This window comes from Streptomyces sp. NPDC020299 (genome assembly GCF_044387825.1).
Taxonomy (GTDB): domain Bacteria; phylum Actinomycetota; class Actinomycetes; order Streptomycetales; family Streptomycetaceae; genus Streptomyces.
The window spans coordinates 851,714-872,426 of record NZ_JBIRWL010000001.1 but is presented as its reverse complement, the minus strand read 5'-3'; the positions used below and the strand labels follow the sequence as shown (position 1 = coordinate 872,426).

The 20,713-nt window shown below is 71.9% G+C and carries 22 protein-coding genes; 13 read left to right on the top strand and 9 right to left on the bottom strand.

Annotated elements, in window-relative coordinates; all coding sequences use genetic code 11:
• Positions 1-31 precede the first annotated feature (31 nt).
• Positions 32-796 (top strand): carbohydrate ABC transporter permease, encoded by a 765-nt coding sequence (locus tag ACH45E_RS04110; RefSeq protein WP_361436801.1) that lies wholly within the window; start codon positions 32-34, stop codon positions 794-796.
• A 99-nt stretch (positions 797-895) separates the two neighbouring features.
• Entirely contained in the window at positions 896-1,945 is a 1,050-nt protein-coding gene (locus tag ACH45E_RS04105) for an endo-1,4-beta-xylanase (RefSeq protein WP_361435350.1), read from the top strand.
• Positions 1,946-2,070: 125 nt separating this feature from the next.
• Here ACH45E_RS04105 and ACH45E_RS04100 read toward each other — a convergent pair whose 3' ends face one another.
• Positions 2,071-2,277, bottom strand: coding sequence for a DUF5999 family protein (locus ACH45E_RS04100; RefSeq protein ID WP_361436804.1), 207 nt, complete (start codon positions 2,275-2,277; stop codon positions 2,071-2,073).
• A gap of 354 nt (positions 2,278-2,631) precedes the next feature.
• Positions 2,632-3,216, bottom strand: a complete 585-nt coding sequence (locus ACH45E_RS04095; RefSeq protein ID WP_361435352.1) for a hypothetical protein — start codon at positions 3,214-3,216, stop codon at positions 2,632-2,634.
• 558 nt (positions 3,217-3,774) lie between these two features.
• Between ACH45E_RS04095 and ACH45E_RS04090 the strand changes: the two genes are divergently transcribed.
• Both ACH45E_RS04090 and ACH45E_RS04085 read left to right on the top strand, forming a co-directional pair.
• Positions 3,775-5,292 (top strand): glutamate--cysteine ligase, encoded by a 1,518-nt coding sequence (locus ACH45E_RS04090; protein WP_361435354.1) that lies wholly within the window; start codon positions 3,775-3,777, stop codon positions 5,290-5,292.
• A 197-nt stretch (positions 5,293-5,489) separates the two neighbouring features.
• Positions 5,490-6,290 carry a type II CAAX endopeptidase family protein gene (locus tag ACH45E_RS04085; protein WP_361436807.1) on the top strand — a complete coding sequence of 267 codons (801 nt, stop codon included), beginning with the start codon at positions 5,490-5,492 and terminating at the stop codon, positions 6,288-6,290.
• Between the two features lie 74 nt (positions 6,291-6,364).
• Here the strand turns inward: ACH45E_RS04085 and ACH45E_RS04080 are convergent, their stop codons facing one another.
• Positions 6,365-7,174 (bottom strand): PhzF family phenazine biosynthesis protein, encoded by an 810-nt coding sequence (locus tag ACH45E_RS04080; RefSeq protein ID WP_361435356.1) that lies wholly within the window; start codon positions 7,172-7,174, stop codon positions 6,365-6,367.
• A 175-nt stretch (positions 7,175-7,349) separates the two neighbouring features.
• On the opposite strand from ACH45E_RS04080, the gene ACH45E_RS04075 reads away from it, so the two are divergent.
• Both ACH45E_RS04075 and ACH45E_RS04070 read left to right on the top strand, forming a co-directional pair.
• A complete protein-coding gene (locus ACH45E_RS04075; protein ID WP_361435358.1) occupies positions 7,350-8,183 on the top strand; it encodes a class II glutamine amidotransferase in 834 nt (277 codons plus the stop codon).
• Positions 8,184-8,280: 97 nt separating this feature from the next.
• The gene (locus tag ACH45E_RS04070) at positions 8,281-8,898 is read left to right on the top strand and encodes a PadR family transcriptional regulator (RefSeq protein ID WP_361435360.1); all 618 of its coding nucleotides are present in this window, start codon (positions 8,281-8,283) and stop codon (positions 8,896-8,898) included.
• A 78-nt stretch (positions 8,899-8,976) separates the two neighbouring features.
• On the opposite strand, the gene ACH45E_RS04065 is transcribed toward ACH45E_RS04070, so the two are convergent.
• Positions 8,977-9,405, bottom strand: a complete 429-nt coding sequence (locus tag ACH45E_RS04065) for an SRPBCC family protein (protein WP_361435362.1) — start codon at positions 9,403-9,405, stop codon at positions 8,977-8,979.
• A gap of 236 nt (positions 9,406-9,641) precedes the next feature.
• Between ACH45E_RS04065 and ACH45E_RS04060 the strand changes: the two genes are divergently transcribed.
• From ACH45E_RS04060 to ACH45E_RS04050, 3 genes are all read left to right on the top strand, one after another.
• Positions 9,642-10,193 carry a Clp protease N-terminal domain-containing protein gene (locus ACH45E_RS04060; RefSeq protein ID WP_361435364.1) on the top strand — a complete coding sequence of 184 codons (552 nt, stop codon included), beginning with the start codon at positions 9,642-9,644 and terminating at the stop codon, positions 10,191-10,193.
• Between the two features lie 100 nt (positions 10,194-10,293).
• Entirely contained in the window at positions 10,294-11,298 is a 1,005-nt protein-coding gene (locus tag ACH45E_RS04055) for an EamA family transporter (protein ID WP_361435366.1), read from the top strand.
• 182 nt (positions 11,299-11,480) lie between these two features.
• Positions 11,481-12,437, top strand: coding sequence for an EamA family transporter (locus ACH45E_RS04050; protein WP_361435368.1), 957 nt, complete (start codon positions 11,481-11,483; stop codon positions 12,435-12,437).
• An 81-nt stretch (positions 12,438-12,518) separates the two neighbouring features.
• Here the strand turns inward: ACH45E_RS04050 and ACH45E_RS04045 are convergent, their stop codons facing one another.
• Positions 12,519-13,148: an FMN-binding negative transcriptional regulator gene (locus tag ACH45E_RS04045; RefSeq protein ID WP_361435370.1), complete on the bottom strand. Its 630-nt coding sequence runs from the start codon at positions 13,146-13,148 to the stop codon at positions 12,519-12,521.
• Entirely contained in the window at positions 13,148-13,831 is a 684-nt protein-coding gene (locus ACH45E_RS04040; protein WP_361435372.1) for a pyridoxamine 5'-phosphate oxidase family protein, read from the bottom strand. The genes ACH45E_RS04045 and ACH45E_RS04040 overlap by 1 nt, the downstream gene beginning before the upstream one ends.
• 46 nt (positions 13,832-13,877) lie before the next feature.
• On the opposite strand from ACH45E_RS04040, the gene ACH45E_RS04035 reads away from it, so the two are divergent.
• Positions 13,878-15,209: an aminotransferase class I/II-fold pyridoxal phosphate-dependent enzyme gene (locus tag ACH45E_RS04035; RefSeq protein ID WP_361435374.1), complete on the top strand. Its 1,332-nt coding sequence runs from the start codon at positions 13,878-13,880 to the stop codon at positions 15,207-15,209.
• Between the two features lie 6 nt (positions 15,210-15,215).
• Here the strand turns inward: ACH45E_RS04035 and ACH45E_RS04030 are convergent, their stop codons facing one another.
• Positions 15,216-16,157 (bottom strand): DMT family transporter, encoded by a 942-nt coding sequence (locus tag ACH45E_RS04030; protein WP_399039913.1) that lies wholly within the window; start codon positions 16,155-16,157, stop codon positions 15,216-15,218.
• A 74-nt stretch (positions 16,158-16,231) separates the two neighbouring features.
• On the opposite strand from ACH45E_RS04030, the gene ACH45E_RS04025 reads away from it, so the two are divergent.
• Positions 16,232-17,134 (top strand): LysR family transcriptional regulator, encoded by a 903-nt coding sequence (locus ACH45E_RS04025; protein WP_361435378.1) that lies wholly within the window; start codon positions 16,232-16,234, stop codon positions 17,132-17,134.
• 15 nt (positions 17,135-17,149) lie between these two features.
• Here ACH45E_RS04025 and ACH45E_RS04020 read toward each other — a convergent pair whose 3' ends face one another.
• Positions 17,150-17,617: a pyridoxamine 5'-phosphate oxidase family protein gene (locus ACH45E_RS04020; protein WP_361435380.1), complete on the bottom strand. Its 468-nt coding sequence runs from the start codon at positions 17,615-17,617 to the stop codon at positions 17,150-17,152.
• 161 nt (positions 17,618-17,778) lie between these two features.
• On the opposite strand from ACH45E_RS04020, the gene ACH45E_RS04015 reads away from it, so the two are divergent.
• The gene (locus ACH45E_RS04015; protein WP_361435382.1) at positions 17,779-18,423 is read left to right on the top strand and encodes a cysteine hydrolase; all 645 of its coding nucleotides are present in this window, start codon (positions 17,779-17,781) and stop codon (positions 18,421-18,423) included.
• A gap of 9 nt (positions 18,424-18,432) precedes the next feature.
• Here ACH45E_RS04015 and ACH45E_RS04010 read toward each other — a convergent pair whose 3' ends face one another.
• Positions 18,433-18,936: a Rieske (2Fe-2S) protein gene (locus ACH45E_RS04010; RefSeq protein ID WP_361435384.1), complete on the bottom strand. Its 504-nt coding sequence runs from the start codon at positions 18,934-18,936 to the stop codon at positions 18,433-18,435.
• Positions 18,937-19,373: 437 nt separating this feature from the next.
• Here ACH45E_RS04010 and ACH45E_RS04005 point away from each other — a divergent pair, with 437 nt between their 5' ends.
• Entirely contained in the window at positions 19,374-20,693 is a 1,320-nt protein-coding gene (locus ACH45E_RS04005; protein WP_361435386.1) for an aminotransferase class I/II-fold pyridoxal phosphate-dependent enzyme, read from the top strand.
• The last annotated feature ends 20 nt before the right edge of the window (positions 20,694-20,713 follow it).

Sequence of the window (20,713 nt, the reverse complement as noted above, 5' to 3'; positions counted from 1 at the left end):
GCACCTGGTGCTCGTCGCGGTCGGCGCGGTGATGGTCGTACCCCTGCTGTACGCCGTCCTGTCCGGCTTCAAATCCACCGCCGAGCTCTCCAGCAACCCCTTCGGACTGCCCAAGCACTGGCTGATCGGCAACTACACGAACATCCTCGGCTCGGGCGACTTCTGGAGGCTGGTGGGCAACAGCACACTGGTCGCCGTGGCGACGACCGTGCTGGTGGTCGCCACGTCCGCGCTGGCGGCCTTCTCCTTCGCACGGTTCGCCTTCCGCGGGCGGGAGTTGCTGTTCACCGTCTTCACGATGGGGCTGATGTTCCCCTTCGCGGTGGCCGCGCTGCCCCTCTTCCTGCTGCTGCGCTACCTCGGCCTGTTGGACAACCCGCTCGGCGTCATCCTCCCGCAGGCCGCCTTCGGGCTGCCGATGACCATCATCATCCTGCGCGGCTTCTTCCGGCAGATCCCCGGTGAGCTGGAGGAGGCGGCCACGCTCGACGGGTGCAGCGCCTTCGGGTTCTTCTGGCGGGTGCTGCTGCCCATGGCGCGGCCGGCACTCGGCACGGTGTCGGTGCTGGCCGTCGTCACCAGCTGGAACAACTTCATGTTGCCGCTGCTGGTGTTCACCGACTCCAAGTGGTGGACGCTGCCCCTGGGCGTCGCGCAGTTCCAGGGCCAGTACTCGGCGGAGTACGCCCGCGTCTTCGCCTACCTGGTGCTGGCCATGGTCCCCGCCCTCGCCTTCTACTCCGTCGCCGAACGCCAGCTCGTAGGCGGCCTGACCGCCGGCGCGACCAAGGGCTGACGCACGCCGACGGCGGTACGGCCCGATCCGTACCCGAGTACGACCGACCGCCGCATCCGAGTACGACCCCCCCCGCATCCGACAGTGAGGAGTCGCACCATGCCCAGGACCAGTACGCGCCTCAGACTCGCCGGCGCCCTCGCGGCCGTTCTGGTGGCCGCGGGCGTCGCCACCGGCCCCGCCGCCCAGGCGCACGGGCGGCAGCCCTCGCTCGCCGACCTCGCCCATCGGCACGGGCGCTACTTCGGCAGCGCCACCGACAACCCCGAGCTGACCGACAGCGCGTACACGAAGATCCTCGGTACCGAATTCGACATGATCACGCCGGGCAACGGCATGAAGTGGTACGCGACCGAGCCCCAGCAGGGCGTCTTCGACTGGACGAACGGCGACGAGATCGTCGCTCTCGCCCGCAAGAACCACCAGCGGGTCCGCGCCCACACCCTGGTCTGGCACAGCCAGCTGCCCGACTGGCTCACCTCACGGGAGTGGACCGCCGGCGAGCTGCGGGCCGTGCTGAAGAAGCACATCACCGAAGAGGTGCGGCACTACCGGGGCAAGGTCTACTCCTGGGACGTCGTCAACGAGGCCTTCAACGAGGACGGCACCTACCGCGAGACCCTCTGGTACAAGACACTCGGCCCCGGCTACATCGCCGACGCGCTGCGCTGGGCCCACCAGGCCGACCCGCACGCCAAGTTGTACCTCAACGACTACAACATCGAGGGGACCGGCCCGAAGAGCGACGCCTACTACGCCCTGGCCAAGGACCTCAAGAAGCGGGGCGTGCCCCTGAACGGCATCGGATTCCAGGCCCACCTGGCCCTCCAGTACGGCTATCCCACCACCCTGGAGGACAATCTGCGCCGCTTCTCCCGCCTCGGCCTGGACACCGCCCTCACCGAGGTCGACGTCCGTATGCAGCTGCCCGCGACCGACGCCAAGCTGGCCGAGCAGGCGACCTGGTACCGGAACCTGACCGAGGCCTGCCTCGCGGTGCGCCGGTGCGTCGGGCTGACCGTCTGGGACTACACCGACAAGTACTCGTGGATCCCGGCGTTCTTCCCGGGGGAGGGTGCGGCCCTGCCGTGGGACGAGCAGCTGAAGCCGAAACCCGCGTACGAGGCACTGCGCGACGCGCTCGGCTGACGGCCGGATACGGTCAGTAGTCGCCCCCGGACACGCGTCGGGGCCGGTGCGCACCGAGAGTGTGCGAGCCGGCCCCTCAGGTCACCGGGCGGCGCGGGGACCGCCCGGGGTGGTGCCGAGAAAGCCTAGGCGGCCGTCATCACCCGGCTGGGGTTCAGCGGGCGGTGCGGGGCGATGATCTGGCCGTCGGGCAGGAGCTCACCGGTGTCCTCGAAGAGCAGAACGCCGTTGCACAGCAGGCTCCATCCCTGCTCCGGGTGGTGCGCCACGAGGCGGGCGGACTCCCGGTCGGCGGATTCGGCTGTCGGGCACGGCGGCTGGTGCTGGCACATGGGTGGGATCTCTCGCTCTGTCGTGGTCATGTCCGTCCCCCGTGGTGATAAGTCGGTCGGAACCCAGTGTTGCCCTCCGGGCGTCAATCCGCAGGTATTTCGCAGCACCGCTTCTCACAGGTTGATGACGCATCGCCCACATGCTCGGTTCATCCCCACCGCACTGTCATTTCGGGTGGTTCTCGGTGGCCGGATAGGGCTAGTGCCGGTGGTGCGGACGGTTTTGGCGGCTCTTAGGAGCGAATGAATGCTCGTAAGAGCACAATGGTGTCGGCATAACCGCGCGTACCCCGCCACCGAAGGGGCGGCGGGGTACGAAAGGAGAATCTGGGCAGGGGGAGAAAACGGGCGACGTCAGGCGGGCGAGCCCAGTAGTGGGACGGGAGTCGCCCGGTGGGTCAGCACCGGGAGCAACTCGGCGACCCGGTGCGGCCGGTGGGCCGCGATGCCGGGCGGTGCGGGAGCCAGCGGGACGAGCAGGTCGGTGGCGGCGGGATGGCCCTCGGCACCGTCCGCGGCGCAGTCGCCGTGCAGCCACAGCGTGAGCATGTACAGGCCCGGCACCGACAGCAGGCGGGCCTGAAAGGGCTGTTGCATCGCCTCGGCCTGGCGCAGGGCGCGCTCGGTGGAGGCGATGTAGGGGCCCTCGAAGAAGTGCGAGAACGCCCAGCCGTCGGGGGTCAGCCGGGTCTCGGCCGCAGCCACCGCACGGTCGCCGCACCGAATCAGGAACCGCCAGCCGGTCAGCCGGGTCGCGGACACACCCTCGGCGGTGATCCGGTCCAGTACGTGCAGGGGCAGGGGCAGTTCTGGCGTGGCGGGTCCCTGGGCGGCTCGCAGGGAAGGGGTCCGGGCCTCGCGGACGGCGGTGGGGGAACCGAGGGCCGTGAGGACGGAGCGCAGGGCAGGCGCGGGGGCAGGGGGAACGTGCAGGGGCATGGTGGGTCGCCTCTCATTCGACAGGCGCGATGGCGCGACGGCGGGGGTGGGCGGACGGCGCTGTCAGCTCATGGGGTCAGGGAGGCGGGGGCCCGGGGCGGTGAACGAGAGGTGCGGACGCGGCCTGCCGCACGTCGCCTGGACGGCGGGAACCAGAACGGTGGGCGCCAACCTTCTGCCTTCTTCGCGGAGTTTATACGACTTGTGTTCAGACGATGTTTCGTCTAGCCGTTTCCGGTGAGTAGAGCAAGTTCGTATTCGGTCGGCGATTCGCGGGAATCATCCCGATTTCCGGGCCTACCGTACCCCTCTGACCTCGGAATACGCCGTCGCAGCGGACGGCCCATTCTCGTCGGCGTTTTTCACGAGGCCGATGGGGCACACGAAGGTGCGAGCTCCCCATGCCCCGTGAATGTGCCGCGGGACACATTCCAACAGAGTAGCGGGGAAGGGGCCCGCGCGGGACGTTATCGATCGCGTCGGGTGGGCATCATCCCACCTGACCCAGTACCCCGGCGGCCGGATCTTCCGCCCGCCCATCCGAGGAGGGACGCTTCGATGGGGGAGAAGGTCGTGGCAGGGCCGTTCGACCTGTCCGATCGGCAGCGCTACCGGGAAAAGCTCCGCAGGTGCCTGACGGGGCTGGAGCGGCTGCTGGCCCAGGAGAGGTTCGACCGGCCCAAGAACCTGATGGGTGTGGAGATCGAGCTGAATCTCGTGGGCCCCGACGGCCTGCCGAAAATGCTGAATGGGCAGGTACTGGAACGTATCGCGAGCCGAGATTTCCAAACAGAACTCGCCATGTTCAATCTGGAAGTCAACATTGCCCCACACCGGTTGGGTGGGCGGGTATTCGACCGGCTCGCCGAGGAACTCCGCACCTCGCTGGCGTACGCCGACCGCAAGGCCGGCGAGCTGGACGCCGGAATCCTGATGATCGGCATTCTGCCCACCCTGGACCGCGACGACCTGGTCTCCTCCAACCTCTCCGAGGTCGACCGCTACACCTTGCTCAACGACCAGATCGTGGCCGCCCGGGGCGAGGACTTCCACCTCGACATCGACGGGGTCGAGCACCTCACTTGTACGTCCCGCTCCATCGTCCCCGAGGCCGCGTGCACCTCCGTACAGCTGCACCTCCAGGTCACCCCGGGCCGCTTCGCCGACGTGTGGAACGCCGCCCAGGTGGCGTGCGCGCCGCAGATCGCCGTCGGCGCCAACTCCCCGTTCCTCTTCGGCCACGAACTGTGGCGCGAGTCCCGCCCCCCGCTCTTCCTCCAGGCCACCGACACCCGCCCGCCCGAGCTCCAGGCCCAGGGCGTCCGGCCGCGCACCTGGTTCGGGGAGCGGTGGATCTCCTCGGCGTACGACCTGTTCGAGGAGAACCTGCGCTACTTCCCGGCCCTGCTGCCCATCTGCGACGACGAGGACCCGCTCGAGGTCGTCGAGGCGGGCGGAGCGCCCAAGCTCGCCGAACTCGTGCTGCACAACGGCACGGTGTACCGCTGGAACCGCCCCGTCTACGACGTCGCCGACGGCGTGCCGCACCTGCGGGTGGAGAACCGCGTCCTGCCGGCCGGGCCCACCATCACCGACGTCATCGCCAACGCGGCCTTCTACTACGGCCTGGTGCGCGCCCTCGCCGAGGAGCCCCGGCCCGTGTGGACCCGGATGCCGTTCGAGGCGGCCGCCGCCAACTTCGACGCGGCGTGCCGGTACGGCATCGACGCGCGCCTGGTCTGGCCGCGGCGCGGAAGGTACGGCGGCACGAGCGAGGTCGACGCGGTGACGCTGGTACGCGACGAGCTGCTGCCGCTCGCCGAGGCGGGGCTTCAGGGGTGGGGCGTCGAGGCCGCCGACCGTGACCTCTACCTCGGTGTCATCGAGGAGCGGTGCCGGCGCCGGGTCAACGGTGCGTCCTGGCAGGCGGCGACCTTCCACCGGGCCCTCGAACAGGGCCTGCCCCGGGACGGCGCCCTGGCGGCCACCACCCGTCGCTACTGCGAGCTCATGCACCTCGGCGAGCCAGTGCACACCTGGCCGGTGGGACTGCCGGAGCCGGTGCCGCTGGGCTAGGCCCTGTCGTTTGGATCGTCCCGGCGTCGCGGGGTCTGGCACGCACCCCCTCTCGGCCTAGGCGCGGCGAGGGCGGGGTCGGGGCGGGGGTCGGTCGTGCCCCGGCCGGGGTGATCGGGCAAGCTGGGTCCTTCCGTGACGGTGGTGCCCCCTCCATGTCGCCCGACAGCCTGTGGCGCACCCGACCAGAGGCAGGTGTGCAGGTGCAGGCAGGCTCGGTGGCCGATTCCTTTCCGCAGGAGCCGCCCTCGCGGCGGATCCTCCGGGACGAGACCCTGCTCGTTCTGGCCCTTTCGCTCGGCGCGAGCGGCGTGTCCGCTCTGATCAGCTTCATCGGATCGGTCACCAAGCCCGGCGGCCTGAAGGACCAGGCGGCCACCCTCAACGCCTCGGCGGCGCCGGGGCGCCCCTGGCTCGATCTAGCCTGGCAGCTGTTCGGCATCGCCTCGGCGCTGGTCCCCGTCGCCCTGGTGGCGCACTTCCTGCTGCGCGAGGGCGAGAGCCTGCGCACCCTCGGCTTCGACCGGACCCGCCCCTGGCCCGACCTGGGCCGCGGGGCCGGCGTCGCGGCGGTGATCGGCAGTACCGGCATCGCCTTCTACCTGGCCGCACGCGGGCTCGGCTTCAACCTCACGGTCGTGCCCGAGGCACTGCCCGACGTGTGGTGGAAGTACCCCGTGCTGATCCTCTCGGCGATGCAGAACGCCATCCTCGAAGAGGTGATCGTGGTCGGCTACCTGCTGCGCAGGCTGGGCCAGTTGGGCTGGACCCCGGGGACCGCGCTGGTGGCCAGCTCCGTGCTGCGCGGCTCCTACCACCTGTACCAGGGCATCGGCGGCTTCCTCGGCAACATGGTCATGGGCGTGGTGTTCGTCTTTCTGTACCGGCGCTGGGGACGCGTCGGGCCCCTGGTGGTCGCGCACTCCCTGCTCGACATCGGGGCGTTCGTGGGCTACGCGGTGCTGGCGGGAAAGGTGGGCTGGCTGCCGACGGCGTGAGGGACCGGGGAGGGGGCGTACGAGGCTGCCGTACGCCCCCTTTCGTGTCGCGCTGGTCCGTGTCTTCGTGACGCTCAGGCGAGGAGTTCGCCCTCGATGACCGTGACCGCGCGTCCGGTCAGCAGGGTGCGGTCGCCGCGCAGGCCCGTGCGGACGAGGCCGGTGCGCCGGGAGGCCTGGAGGCCCGTGAGATCGGGACGGCCGAGGCGCTCGGACCAGTAGGGGGCGAGGGCGGTGTGGGCGCTCCCGGTGACCGGGTCCTCGTCGATGCCGACGTTCGGGAAGAAGCAGCGGGAGACGTAGTCGTGGCCGCAAGCCGGCTCCTCGGCGCGGGCGGTGGCGATGACGCCCCGCGCGGAGTGGACGGCGAGGGCCTTGTGGTCGGGGGAGAGGCCGAGGACGGTCTTCTCGTCGGCGAGCTCCAGCAGCAGATCGCCCACGTTCGGCCCGGTGTCGACGGCGGCGACCGGCTCCGCGCCGAGCGCCTCCGCGAGGCCTGCCGGGAGGTCGACCGGGGTGAGCGGGGCGGTCGGGAAGTCCAGGGTGATCGCGCCGTCCTCGCCGGGCGTGGCGATGAGCACGCCGCTGCGGGTGGCGAACCGTACCGGCCCCGCGTGGGCGCCGGTCGTGTGCAGGACGTGGGCCGTGGCGAGCGTCGCGTGGCCGCACATCGCCACCTCGGTGACGGGCGTGAACCACCGCAGCGCCCAGTCCGCGTCCCCGCCCTCGGGCAGGCGGTGGGCGAACGCCGTCTCGGCGTGGTTGACCTCCATGGCGACCTTCTGCAGCCAGTCGTCGTCCGGGAAGGCGTCGAGCAACAGGACCCCGGCGGGGTTGCCTGCGAACGGGCGGTCGGTGAACGCGTCGACGATTCGGATACGCATGCGCCGACGCTAGGGCGCGCGGTCGCCGTGTGGCCAAGGCCAATCGCGGGCTGCTGGACCGATCGTGGGGCGGGCCCGTACGGCGTCCGGGGGCGGAAATCACCCGCCACAGGGGATGCCCGGCACGGCCTGCCCGGGTGAACCTCTCGTTGAGAACCACAGGGAGGTGCCACCGATGTGCCGATGGCTCGCCTACTCGGGAACCCCCGTCCTGCTCGACACCATCCTCTACAAACCCGCGCACTCGCTGATCGACCAGAGCCTGCACTCCAGGCTGGGAGTCGAGACGACCAACGGCGACGGGTTCGGCGTCGGCTGGTACGCGCCGGACATCGACACCCCCGCGATCGTCCGGGACACCACGCCGGCGTGGAACAACCGCAACCTGCGGGAGCTCGCCGGCCACGTCAGCTCCCCGCTGTTCTTCGCCCACATCCGCGCCTCGACCGGCACCGCGGTGCAGCAGACCAACTGCCATCCGTTCCGCCACGACCGCTGGATGTGGATGCACAACGGGGCGATCACGGACTTCCACCGGGTGCGCCGGGAACTGGCGCTGGCCGTCGACCCGGGACTGTTCTCCGACCTCGAGGGCTCGACGGACTCCGAGATGATGTTCTTCCTCGCGCTCACCTTCGGTCTGGAGGACGACCCGCCGGGTGCCGTCGCGCGGATGGTCGGTCTGGTGGAGGAGACATGCCGCCGGCAAGGGGTGGAGTACCCGATCCAGATGACGGTCGCGGTCACGGACGGACGCCGGCTGTGGGCCTTCCGCTACTCCAGTCAGGGTGCCTCACGCTCGCTCTACTACAGCACCCGGGTCGAGACACTGCGGGCGCTCCACCCCGATGTGGCCTTTCTCCGGCACGTCTCCGACGAGACCCGTCTGGTCGTCTCCGAGCCCCCGGTCGATCTGCCCGGAGCCTGGAACCAGGTTCCCGAGAGCAGCTACGGCGTCGTGCACCAGGGTGCGGACGAACTGCACGACTTCACCCCCGCCGCCGGATAGCGCGGCCGGCACACCGTTCTCCGGGTCTTGTCATGCGATCGGTTCCGATATATCGTTGAAGCATCGCGACAGATCAACGATGGATGGAGTGATTGCGATGCGTACCCACGGATTCGAGCGTGGACATCGGCAGGACGGCCCCCACCGGCGCGGCCGGGACGGGATGCGGGCGGCCTTCGGGCCCTTCGGGCCGGGTGGTCCGGGGTTCGGGCCCGGCGGGCCCGGTTTCGGGCCAGGGCCCTGGGGGCCGCGAGGGCGCGGTGGCCCTAGGGGGCGGGCGCGGCGCGGTGACGTGCGGGCCTCGATCCTGGCCCTGTTGCGGGACCGTCCGATGCACGGCTACGAGATGATCCAGGAGATCGCCGAGCGCAGCGGCGGCGCGTGGAAGCCCAGCCCCGGCTCGGTCTACCCCACCCTCCAGCTGCTGGAGGACGAAGGTCTGATCGCCAGCGCGAGCGAGGGCGGCAAGAAGCTGTTCTCCCTCACCGGCGAGGGCCGGGCCGCGGCCGAGGCGGGCCCCGAGGCTCCCTGGGAGGAAGCGTCCCGCGGGGTCGACTGGGAGGCCCTCGGTGAGATCCGCCAGGCCGGCTTCGGCCTGATGGAGGCCTTCAGCCAGGTCTGGAAGACCGGCAGCAAGGAGCAGCGCGAGAAGGCGCTGTCCGTGATCAACGATGCCCGCAAGAAGCTGTACCTGATCCTCGCCGACGAGGATTGACGACGAGGACTGGCTGACAGCCGCACGGCCGTCGAGGCGCCCCGTGGAGAGATCCGCGGGGCGCCTTCTTCGCGGACGTCAGGCCAGCAGGCCGCCCAGCTTGCGCAGCGACTCGTTCAGGGCCGCCGTCGCCGAATCCTTGAGCTTGCCCGCCATCAGGGAGACGGCCGCGCCGGTGAACTCGCCGTCGATGCGCACCGTCGTGCCCTCGCCGTCGGGGGTGAGCGTGTAGCGGGTGGCGACGGTCACCGCCATCGGGCCCTTGCCGCGGATGGCGAGGACCCGGGCCGGCTCCAGCTCCTCGACCGTCCACTCGACCTCCGCCGGGAAGCCCATCAGCTTCATGTTCTCCTGGAAGGTTCCGCCCACCTCCAGGGCCTCGGGGCCGCCCTTGGGAAAGCTGGTGTGGGTCGCGTTCCACTCCCCGTACGCCGACCAGTCCGTGAGCTTCGCCCACACCTTCTCGGCCGGTGCCTGGATGCGTGCCTCCGCGCTGACTTCGGCCATGCGACCACCCCTTCGTGTCGGGCTACGGTGTCGCGGAACGTAGCCGCAGGGCCCAGAACATTCAATACTGACGAACCGTCAGAATGTGTGGAGGTCTGTACGGACCGTAGCCGTCGTACGGTCCTGATCTCATCCGCAAGGAGGAGATGCCGAACGCCGGTGTCCACTTCCCGTGGGAGGCCGAGATGGTTCCCCCCGTCGATGACACGGGCGTGGGGGACTGATGAGGTAGGGATGTGCAACCCCGTATTCCCCGCGAGTCCGCCCGTGACCAGGGCGCCCACCACGCTGACGACGAAGCCGGGCTCGGAGCGGAGCTGGCGGCGGTGGTCGCCGTTGCCCGCCGCAGGGCCGTCCGGGACGGGGACCGCCAGATCGACACCGCCCATCTGCTGCACTCGCTCCTGGAGACCGACGCCGAGGCGCGCGCCCTCATCGGCGACCCCCGCAAGGTCGTCCGTCTGCTCGGCTACCTCGTGCAGCGCAGCATCGGCTACGGCCTGCGCTGGCAGAGCAGCGTGGAGGGCTCCGGCACGCTGTCCTTCCTGAAGGACGCCGAGGGCTGGTCGCCGGTCGCCGCGGCCGCCATGCGGGGCGCCCGCGAGCGCGCCGGGCGGCGCGGGGAGCAACGGGCCGACGGCATCGACCTCCTCGCGGCGCTCGCCGCCGACCCGCAGGCCCGGGCGGTCGAGGTGCTCCGGCGCGCCGGAGTCGATGCGGCCGGCCTGCTCGTCAGGATCGACCGCGCGACGGCGGAGTGCGTCGGCGACGGCGGAAGGGCGCGCTGAGCGGTGCGCGGCGTGCTCGGCGGCGCCCGGGGGCAGGCGCCGTCCAGCGGGTGAGACAGGTGTCAACGGGGGTGACGCTCATGTCGTCGCCTGCCATCATGTGCCGGTGCGTACGTCTGAGAGCGGTCTTGGCGGTGGCGGGAAGGGTGTCGGGCTCGGCCTGGCGCTCGGTTCCGCGCTCGCCTTCGGGGGATCGGGAGTAGCGGCCAAGCCGCTGATCGAGGCGGGGCTCGACCCGCTGCACGTGGTGTGGCTGCGAGTGACGGGCGCCGCGCTCGTGATGCTGCCGCTCGCGGTGCGCCACCGTGCCCTGCCGCGCCGCCGCCCCGCGCTGCTCGCCGGGTTCGGACTGCTCGCCGTGGCCGGCGTCCAGGCCTGCTACTTCGCCGCGCTCTCCCGTATCCCGGTGGGGGTCGCGCTGCTCGTGGAGTACCTCGCGCCCGCGCTCGTGCTCGGCTGGGTGCGGTTCGTGCAGCGGCGGCCCGTCACCAGGGCGGCCGCGCTCGGAGTGGTCCTCGCCGTCGGTGGCCTCGCCTGCGTGGTCGAGGTGTGGTCCGGCCTGGGCTTCGACGCCCTGGGGCTGCTCCTCGCGCTCGGCGCGGCCTGCTGCCAGGTCGGCTACTTCGTCCTGTCCGACCAGGGCGCCGGGACCGGCGAGGAGGCGCCGGACCCGCTCGGCGTCATCGCCTACGGACTCCTCGTCGGTGCCGTCCTGCTGACCTTCGTCGCCCGTCCCTGGACCATGGACTGGTCGGTGCTGTCCGGCACCGCACGGATGAACGGCACCGACGTTCCGGCCGCCGCCCTGCTGGCCTGGATCGTGCTGGTCGCGACGGTCGTCGCCTATGTCACCGGCGTGCTGTCCGTGCGCCGGCTGTCCCCGCAGGTCGCGGGCGTCGTGGCCTGCCTCGAAGCGGTGATAGCGACCGTACTGGCCTGGGTGCTGCTCGGCGAACACCTCTCGGTGCCGCAGGTCGCCGGCGGTGCCGTCGTCCTGATCGGCGCGTTCATCGCGCAGTCCTCGACACCGGCCAAGGGCGCGGCGGAGCCGGTGGCGGCCGGGAGCGCCGAAAGGGAGTTGTCCGCGCGAGGAACGGCCGCCTAGGCTGCCGATCATGCCGGCCGACGCGCTCGTCCTTCCGCCCCCCGCCGCCTGAGGCGGGCCTCCGGGAACGCGCCCGGCGTGCCGCCGGGCGGGACGGTGCTGCCCGCAGACGAAGTCCGTGGGCTCCGCTCGACGAGATCAGCGGGGCCTCCGCCGAACTTCCACCTCTGCGGAGACCACTCGTGTCGCATGCTGTCTCTGGCCTGCCCGTCGGGCGTGGCCTGCTCTGTCTGATCGTCGCCGGTGCCGCCTGGGGCACCGCGGGCGCCGCCGCCGCACTGGTCTACCGGACCAGTGACATGGGCGCCGTCACCCTGTCCTTCTGGCGCTGCGCCGCCGGGCTCGCGCTGTTGCTCGCCGGCCGGGTGCTGCGCCGCCGCCCACGTCCTGCCGTGGCCGAAGCACCCGGCCGCCGTGTGCTGAAGGCCGTGGCCACCGGCGTCGGCCTCGCCGTGTTCCAGACCGCCTATTTCGCGGCCGTGCCGGCCACCGGACTCACCGTCGCCACCGTGGTCACCCTCGGCGCCGGCCCCGTGCTCATCGCGCTCGGCGCCCGCTTCGCGCTGCGGGAGCGGCTCGGCCCGGCCGGAACAGCCGCTGTCGCCGGGGCGCTCGCCGGACTCGTCGTGCTGGCCTTCGGCGGCGCGGGAGCGACCGTACGTCCCTGGGGCGTGCTGCTCGCGCTCGCGTCGGCGGCCGGCTACTCCGCGATGACACTGCTCACCCGCTGGTGGGGGCGGGACGGCGGGAGCGACGCGCCGACCACGACGGTGTGGGCGTTCGCGGTGACCAGTCTGTGCCTCCTGCCGTTCGCCCTGACGGAGGGGCTGCTGCCGCACACCGCCCATCCCGTCCGGGTGCTGTGTCTCGTGGGGTACATCGCGGCGGTTCCCACGGCGCTCGCGTACGCCCTCTACTTCGCGGGCGCCGCCGTCGTGCGGTCGGCCACCGTCTCCGTGATCACGCTCCTGGAGCCGGTGAGCGCGGCCGTCCTCGCGGTCGCCCTGCTCGGTGAGCACCTGACCGCGTCCACCGTGACCGGCACGCTGCTGATGCTCGGCTCGGTCACGGGGCTCGCCGTCGCCGAGGCACGCGCGGCGCGGCGGGGGACGGGCGAGGAACGACCTGTCCTCGTGTGAGCCGACCGGGTCGCGGTCGGGTGGGATTGCGGTCGACCGGGGCTGCGGTCGGGGGACCCACGGTGGCACCGTGGCCGCCGCTCAGGCCCCCCGCCGTATCAGATGCTCTCGCGCCGCCGCGTCGCGTGGGCCGTTGCGGGTCGTCAGGGCGGTCACCATGTGCCGGCGGACCTCTTCCGATCGCTTTCCCGCGTACTTGAACTTGGCCCGGACGTCCTTCACTTCCAGCCGCAGGACGCGGATCCCGGACAGGAGGCGGCCGTAGGGGGCCTCGCCCGGGGTGGCGCGGGCCGAGCCGCCCTCCGGCTGGAAGTGGCCGACCTGGCGGTTGAGGAGGGCGGCCTTCTTCGCCGGGTCGTCCACGACGTGGGCGGTGCAGCCGAGCTGGACGGCCGCGTAGAAGCTCGTGGGGACGCCGTGTTCGGGCGGGGTGGCGTGCTCGGCCTGCCAGGGGCCCGGAACGAAGACGTAGTCGTCGACCACGCTCAGCAGCACCCGCGGCTCCGTCTCGAGCGCGGCCCAGAGCGGATTGGGGCGGGCGAGGTGGGTGACGGCCTCGCCGCGGTCGGGGTCGTAGGCGAAGTGCAGCGGCTGGACGAGCGGTGGCTCGCCGGGCGGGCCGTTGACCGCGAGCTGGCCGAAGTCGTGGGCGGCCAGCCAGGTCTGCCACTCGGTGTCGTCGTGGGGCGCGTCCCAGGGGTGGATCAGCATCACAGGGCCGTGAGGTAGTCGGGGAGCGCGGTGCCGGGGGCCAGGTCGGCCTCGGGGAGCGGAGTGTCGTAGCCCTTGCGCAGCGGGACCACGCCGGCCCAGTGGGGGAGGGCGAGGTCCTCGGGCTCGTCGTTCACTCCGCCGGTGCGGAGCTTGGCGGAGACCTCGTCGAGGTCGAGGCGGATCACGGCGGTGGCGGCCAGTTCCTTCCTGTTGGCGGGGCGGGAGTCGGCGGCGCGGCCCGCGACGACGTGGTCGACCAGCGCGTCCAGGGCGAGCAGCTTCTCCTCGGGGTCGGTGACCTCGTACGCGGTGCCGTGCACCACCACGGAGCGGTAGTTGATCGAGTGGTGGAAGGCGGAGCGGGCCAGCACCAGGCCGTCGACATGGGTGACCGTCAGGCACACCGGCAGCCCGGGGTCGGCCTGGCCGGTCATCCGCAGCGGGCGCGAGCCCGTGGAGCCGTGCACGTACAGGACCTCGCCGACCCGGCCGTACAGCGTGGGCAGCACCACGGGCGCACCGTCGCGGACGAAGCCGAGGTGGCAGACGTAGCCCTCGTCGAGTATCGCGTGCACCAGTTCCCTGTCGTACGACGCCTTGTGCGCGGCACGCGTGGGGACGGTGCGGTCGGTCGGGCGGTACGCGGCCGGCTGCGGTGGCGTCTGCCGGGTGCCCTGCATGACGGTCTCCCTTGCGTTTTGATTGCACTAGTGCATAATTGATTTTGTGCTAGGAGAGTATCCGATCGAAGGGCGCGGTGCAGCGGAGATTGCCGCGAGCATCGAGGGCGCGGTGGGTTCCGGGACCCTGGAGCCCGGGCAACTGCTGCCGCCGATGCGGGAGTTGGCGGTCCGGCTGGGTGTGAACCCGAACACCGTCGCGGCCGCCTATCGCACCCTGCGCGAGCGTGGGGTCATCGAGACCGCCGGGCGCCGGGGCAGCCGGATCCGGCCCAAGCCGGCCACCACGGGGCGGGAGAAGGTGCGCGTGGACGTGCCGGCGGGGGTGCGTGATCTGTCCGCAGGCAACCCCGACCCCGCGTTGCTGCCGCCGCTCGCACCGACGCTGGCGGCCGTCGCCGAGGAGGCGGACCGGGAGCCGGTGCTGTACGGCGGCGATCCCGTGGAGCCGGAACTGGCCCGCGTCACCCGGACCGAGTTCGACGCCGACGGCATCCCGGAGGGCCCCCTGGCGGTGCTCTCCGGGGCACTCGACGCCGTGGAACGCGTCCTCGCCGCCCATCTCAAGCCGGGGGACGCCGTCGCCGTCGAGGACCCCGGCTGGGGCCGCACCCTCGACCTCGTTCCCGCGCTCGGACTGCGCACGACCCCCGTCGGCGTCGACGACGAGGGGCCGCGACCCGAGGCATTGCGCACGGCCCTGCGCTCCGGCGCGCGGGCCGTGATCGTCACCGACCGCGCGCAGAACCCCACCGGTGCCTCCGTGAGCGCCGCCCGAGCGCGTGCCCTGCGGGCCGTCCTGCGCGAGCACCCGCAGACCCTGCTCGTCGAGGACGACCACGGCCACGGCATCGTCGACCTGCCCCTGCACCCCCTCGCGGGCGTCACCCATCACTGGGCGTTCGTCCGTTCCGCCGCCAAGGCCTACGGCCCCGACCTCAGGCACGCCGTGCTCACCGGCGACCCGGTCACCGTCGACCGGGTGCGCGGACGGCAGCGGCTCGGGCCGGGCTGGGTGAGCCTGCTGCTGCAACGGACGGTGGTCTGGCTGCGGGCGAGCGGCGCGGTCGACGGGCCGGCGGTGGCGGCGGCGTACCGGGCCCGGCGGGAGCTGCTCATCGACGCGCTCGCCGAGCGCGGGGTCCGCGCCCATGGCCGCAGTGGGATGAACGTCTGGGTGCCCGTCCCCGACGAGACCGGCGCGGTCGCCCGCCTCCTGCATGCCGGCTGGGCCGTCTCACCCGGCGCCCGCTTCCGCCTCGACGCCCCGCCCGGCATCCGGATCACCGTCTCGACCCTCACCCCGGCCGAGGTCGCCCCGCTGGCGGACGCGATCGCCTCCGCGGTCGGACCGACCCCGATGCGCAGCTACGTATAGGGGCGCCTAGGCCGCCCGCTTGCCCCGTACCTGCGTCAGCGCCGCCCCCGTCAGCACGATCACCGCTCCCACCGGCGTCGTCCAGTGCAGCGTCTCGTCCAGGATGGCGACGCCGGCGGCTGTGGCGATGACCGGGATGAAGTAGGTGACCATCTGGGCCGTCGTCGGGCCGACCTCGGCGACCAGGCCGTACTGGATGAGGACCGCGAGACCGGTGCCGAGGGCGCCGAGGGTGGCGACGGCCAGCAGCGGTATGAGGGCGAAGTGGGCGGGGGCGGTGGTGAACAGCGGGGTGACGACGGCCAGCTGGAGCGTGGCCAGGAGCAGTTGGGCACCCGTCATCGACAGGTGGGAGTGGCCGCTGCCCGCGAGTGTGCGGCGGACGTATATCCAGCCGACCGGGTAGCTGAGCGAGGCCAGCAGGGCCAGCGCGGTGCCCGTGGCGTCGAGGCCGGTGAAGCCCTGCCAGGCGCCCAGGACCGTCAGGACGCCGAGGAAGCCCAGGCCGAGTCCGGCGACCCGCAGTCGCGTCGGCCGGTCCTCGGAGAGGGCGACCAGGGACAGGGCCATGCCCCACAGGGGCGAGGTGGCGTTGCAGATGCCGGCCAGCGTGGACGGGATCGTCAGTTCCGAGTAAGCGAAGAGGGAGAACGGCAGGGCGTTGAGCAGGAACGCGGCGACCGCCAGATGGCCCCACGTGCGGGCCCCGCGCGGGAGTCGCTCCCGCTTCACAGCCATCGCGGCCCCGAGCACCGCCGTGCCGAAGACCAGCCGCCCGAAGGTCACCTGGAACGGTGCGTAGCCCTCCGTGCCCACCTTGATGAGCAGGAAGCTGAAGCCCCATATCAGGGACAGCGCACCGAAGCGGAGGCGCCAGTCGAGGCGGGGGCGGGGGCGCGCGGCGGTCTGTCGGGCTTCGGTGCGAGCGGCGGCGGCAGCGGTGGTCATGACCTCCACGATGCGGCAGTCAACCTCGTAGCACAATCGAGATTTCCACAGGGATACCTCTTAGTATTACTTACATGTTGAACCTGGAGCGCCTGCGCACCCTCGACGCCCTCGCCCGGCACGGCTCCGTCAGCGGGGCGGCCGAGGCGCTGCACGTCACGACGTCCGCGGTCTCCCAGCAGCTGGGCAAACTGGAGCGGGAGGTCGGCCAGCAGCTCCTGGCCAAGAACGGGCGCGGCGTGCGGCTCACCGACGGCGGCCGGCTGCTCGCCGAGCACGCGGCGCGCATCCTCTCCCAGGTCGAGCTCGCCCAGTCCGACCTGGAGGCGCACCGGGGCCAGGTCGCCGGAGAGCTGCGGCTGTCGGCGTTCCCGACCGCCGCGCGCGGTCTGTTCCCCACGGCCCTCGCCGACCTGCGCGCCCGGCACCCGGCGCTTCGGGTGCGCTCAGGCGAGCTGGAGCCGGAGAACGGTATCGCCGCAGTGGTGCGCGGCGACCTGGACCTCGCGGTCGTCCTCGACTGGTACAACAAGCCGATGCCGGTGCCCGACGGCCTGGTCAAGGCACCCCTGCTCGACGACCCCGCCGACGTGGCGATGCCGGCCGGCCACCCGCTCGCGGACCGCGACGAGGTGGACCTCGGGGAGTTCGCCGAGGACGAGTGGATCACCTGGCGCGAGGGCGAGTTCTGCCACGAATGGCTGATGTTCACGCTGCGCTCACGCGGCATCGAGCCGATCCTCGGCCACCGTGCCGCCGAGACCCACACCCAACTGGGCCTGGTCGCCGCCGGACTCGGGGTGTGCATCGCGCCGGTGCTGGGCCGCCACCCGGTGCCCCCCGGTGTCGTCACGGTGCCGCTCAAGCAGCGGGTGCGGCGCCATGTGTACGTCGTCTGGCGCGCGGACGCCGACCGCCGCCCGTCGATCCGCGCGGCGGTCGAGGCGCTGCGGACGGCGGCCGAGCAGGTCGGCTGAACCGCCCTGACGGTCTTACGCGGGCCCCAGCTTGCTGAAGTCCCAGGAGACGATCTTCTCCGGTGTCAGCCGCGCCCAGGCGTGCCGCCCGTCGTGGGGCATCTCGTCCAGGCCGAAGTTCTTGCGCGCGAACAGCGTCTCCGCGGTGTCGAGTTCGGCGCACAGCTCCCCGATGCGCGGCACCTCGCCCACGAACTCCATCGTGCCGGTCAGCTCGACACCGCGCAGCTGGTCGTACTCCTCGCCCGAGTCGACCACGACCGCCACCCGCGGATCGCGGCTGAGATCCGTCCAGCGCTTGCTGCGCACCACCGAGTAGAGCCACAGCGACACGCCGTCCCAGGCGTACCACAGGGCACTCACGTGCGGTGCGCCGCTCGCCGACACGGTGGCGACCCGGCAGGTGCGCTGGGTGGTGAGGAACTCGTCCACCTCACCCGTTGTCATCATGATCTTCCGGCCCCGGCGCTGAGTGGCAGTCATGCGTCCCCCTCTTCTCCCACGTCGTGCCAGAGGAGACGGTCCGGGTCCTGTCCGGCGCCTAGATCCTCTGACATCACGTCAGAAAAGAATGAGTCGTCTTCCCCTCGGACGCAATGCCGGTTAGTCTCGCCCGCCCCGAACTCCTGCGAAAGGGCGCGAATATGGCGTCGCACGAGCAGCTCGGTGAAGTCCTCGACCCCGCGTGCACCGTCCTGCTCACCGTGGAGTGCCAGCAGGGCGTGGTCGGCCCGGACAGCGCATTGCCCGAACTCGCCCGTCAGGCCCGCTCCTCCGGCGCCCTGGACAACGTCGCCCGGCTGGTCGCCGCCGCGCACGACAGCGGAGTCCAGGTGATCCATGCCGTCGCCGAACGCCGGCCCGACGGCCGGGCCGCCAGCCGCAACGCCCGGCTGTTCCGCGCCGCCGAACGGCTCCCGGTGCGGCAGCTGTCCGGCACCTCGGCGGTGCGTGTCGCGGCGCCGATCGAGGTCACCGAGGAGGACATCGTCGTACGGCGGCTGCACGGCCTCTCGCCCGTGCAGGGCACCGAGGTCGACGCGCTGCTGCGCAACCTGGGCTGCCGCACGCTGATCGTCACCGGGGTCTCGGCCAACGTGGCGATCCCCAACGCCGTGTTCGACGCGGTCAACCTCGGCTACACCACGGTCGTGCCGGCCGACGCCATCGCGGGGGTGCCCGCCGACTACACCCCCGCGATGATCCGTAACACCCTCGCGCTGGTCGCCACGGTCGCGACCACGGACGAGGTGCTCGGCTGCCTCAGACGGCCGGGCCGCCAGGGCTGACGCCCGCGTTCACGCCAGCTTGATCTCGTCCCCGGAGACGGTGATGTTCGCGGCGGCCAGCGGCTGCGTCGCGGGCCCCTGCTTCACACTTCCGTCGGCGGCGGAGAAGTGGCTGTTGTGGCACGGGCAGACGATCACGCCATTGGCGACGCTGCCCACCGCGCACCCCGCGTGGGTGCACTTGGACGAGAACGCCTTGTACGTGCCCGCGGCCGGCTGGGTGACGACAACGCCCTGGTCCTTGAAGATCTTGCCGCCGCCCTCGGGGATGTCCGAGGTCTTGGCGAGCGCGGTGCCACCGGCGCTGCCGCCGCTCTCCTGCGCGCTGGGCGAGCCGCCGGCAGCGGCTCCGGCTCCGGCGGCTCCGGTGGACCCGGCCGCGCTGGAGGTGTCCGACGACTTGTCGTCCGACCCGCAGGCGGTCAGCGCGGCGGCGAGTCCCGCCGCTCCGGCCGCCGCCACGACGGTACGGCGGGCCGGACCCGCTGCGGGAGTGGGCGATGCGCTGGTCATGAGGGATTCCCTTCCGCGGAGCTTTTCGTGATCCGTCCAGGGGTACGGTCTCGGGGCACCACCTGTTCAGACGGCATCGAGATCTTGTCTTCCTGGAGATGAGGCGAACGTAAACCACAGCTGTCGTTCCCCTGTCGGTCCGGGCATCGCCGCAGGCCCCGGCGGCCGGAGGCGCTGCTCGAGGAAGTCGTCGCGACCGCTGCATCACGTCCCCGCGTGAGACGACTCACTGCCGCGGTGCGCCGCGGCGAGCGGTCCCACGAGTACCGATCCGGGCCACCACGACCGTGGGCCGCCGCAAGTACCGCTGGGCCGGCCACTCCGCCCCTGACGGACGGCTCGGTGTGCGGGGCGCCGTCGAATGCCTGCCGCGCAGGCCGACGCTCTTCTGTTTTGGCATAGGACAAAGTGTTAGGGTCGGTGATGGAGGTGATCACGTGCGCATCAGCGGTTCGACAGCCGGTGAGATCGCGGGCAGTGTGCGGGACCTGGCTGCTTCGGGTGAACTGGCGCCGCGTGACGTACTGCCGCCGGTGCGGGCGCTCGCCGCCGAACTGGGGGTCAACCGGAACACGGTCGCCCTGGCGTACCGGCGGCTCGTCGAGGCCGGGGTGGCCGAGACCCGGGGCCGGGGCGGCACGGTGATCGCGGCGGTGCCCCAGCTCGCCCGGGAAGGCGTCGGCGCAGGCGGCGACCGGATCGACCTGGCCAGCGGCAACCCCGATCCGGAACTGCTGCCCGACATCCTGGCCGCGACCAGGCGCGGGCACTACCACCAGCCCCTGTACGGCGTGCCCGCCGTCGACGGGGGGCTGGCCGAGTGGGCCGCCGCCGACTTCGCCGAGGACATCGAGCAGCCGTTCCGGACGCTGGTGGCGCACGGGGCGGTCGACGCCACCGAAAGGCTCCTGAACGCCCACCTCGCCCGCGGCGACCTGGTGGCGATCGAGGACCCCTGCTTCCTGGCGAGCATCGGCACGCTGCGGCTGGGCGGCTACCGATCGGTGCCGGTTCAGGTCGACGGCGCCGGGATGCGGCCCGACGCCCTGCGGGCCGCCCTGGCGGACGGTGCTCGCGCGGTCGTCTGCACCCCCCGCGCCCACAACCCGACCGGCGCGAGCCTCACCGAGGAGCGGGCGGCCGACCTGCGCGCGATCCTGGCGGACCATCCCCAGGTCCTGGTGATCGAGGACGACCACTTCTCGGCCGTCTCCGCGCGGCCGTACCACCGGATCACACCTCCGACCACCGCACGCTGGGCCCTGGTGCGGTCCGTGTCCAAGTTCCTCGGCCCGGACCTGCGTCTCGCCCTCGTCGCCACCGACACGGAGACCACCGCGCGCCTGGAGGCGCGGTTGAGCGCCGGCACCACATGGGTCAGTCACCTGCTGCAGCACGTCGCCCGCGAACTGCTCCTCGATCCCGGCGTCCAGGAACTCCACGAACGGGCCCGCGGGACATACGCACACCGCAGCGGCCTGCTCGTCGAGCAGTTGCGCGCCCATGGCATCGAGGTCCCCGGCCGGCCCGACGGGCTGAACGTGTGGGTCGAGCTGGACGTCGACGGCCGGTCGGTGGTCGAAGCCCTGGCGCAGCGGGGCTGGGCGGTGCGGTCCGGTCACCTCTTCGTCCGTGACCCGTCCGCCCACCAGGGCGCCATCCGGGTCACCAGCTCCACCATCAGCGAGCCGCAGGCCAAGATGTTCACCGCCGAACTCGCGTCAGTCGTGGCGGACTTGCGCGCCGCGAGCAGATGACCATGCCCCGATTCCCCATG

Bases quoted from the DNA above. Each gene is read 5' to 3' on its own strand.
- ACH45E_RS04045 (WP_361435370.1), bottom strand. From the start codon at position 13,148: ATGCTGATCCACCCCTGGGACGCGCCCCACGACGACACCGAGTGGCAG.
- ACH45E_RS04010 (WP_361435384.1), bottom strand. From the start codon at position 18,936: ATGACCAGCGCATCGCCCACTCCCGCAGCGGGTCCGGCCCGCCGTACC.
- ACH45E_RS04070 (WP_361435360.1), top strand. From the start codon at position 8,281: ATGCGTACCCACGGATTCGAGCGTGGACATCGGCAGGACGGCCCCCAC.
- ACH45E_RS04095 (WP_361435352.1), bottom strand. From the start codon at position 3,216: ATGCCCCTGCACGTTCCCCCTGCCCCCGCGCCTGCCCTGCGCTCCGTC.
- ACH45E_RS04040 (WP_361435372.1), bottom strand. From the start codon at position 13,831: ATGCAGGGCACCCGGCAGACGCCACCGCAGCCGGCCGCGTACCGCCCG.
- ACH45E_RS04075 (WP_361435358.1), top strand. From the start codon at position 7,350: ATGTGCCGATGGCTCGCCTACTCGGGAACCCCCGTCCTGCTCGACACC.
- ACH45E_RS04100 (WP_361436804.1), bottom strand. From the start codon at position 2,277: ATGTGCCAGCACCAGCCGCCGTGCCCGACAGCCGAATCCGCCGACCGG.
- ACH45E_RS04065 (WP_361435362.1), bottom strand. From the start codon at position 9,405: ATGGCCGAAGTCAGCGCGGAGGCACGCATCCAGGCACCGGCCGAGAAG.
- ACH45E_RS04025 (WP_361435378.1), top strand. From the start codon at position 16,232: ATGTTGAACCTGGAGCGCCTGCGCACCCTCGACGCCCTCGCCCGGCAC.
- ACH45E_RS04105 (WP_361435350.1), top strand. From the start codon at position 896: ATGCCCAGGACCAGTACGCGCCTCAGACTCGCCGGCGCCCTCGCGGCC.
- ACH45E_RS04080 (WP_361435356.1), bottom strand. From the start codon at position 7,174: ATGCGTATCCGAATCGTCGACGCGTTCACCGACCGCCCGTTCGCAGGC.
- ACH45E_RS04110 (WP_361436801.1), top strand. From the start codon at position 32: ATGGTCGTACCCCTGCTGTACGCCGTCCTGTCCGGCTTCAAATCCACC.
- ACH45E_RS04020 (WP_361435380.1), bottom strand. From the start codon at position 17,617: ATGACTGCCACTCAGCGCCGGGGCCGGAAGATCATGATGACAACGGGT.
- ACH45E_RS04015 (WP_361435382.1), top strand. From the start codon at position 17,779: ATGGCGTCGCACGAGCAGCTCGGTGAAGTCCTCGACCCCGCGTGCACC.
- ACH45E_RS04090 (WP_361435354.1), top strand. From the start codon at position 3,775: ATGGGGGAGAAGGTCGTGGCAGGGCCGTTCGACCTGTCCGATCGGCAG.
- ACH45E_RS04030 (WP_399039913.1), bottom strand. From the start codon at position 16,157: ATGACCACCGCTGCCGCCGCCGCTCGCACCGAAGCCCGACAGACCGCC.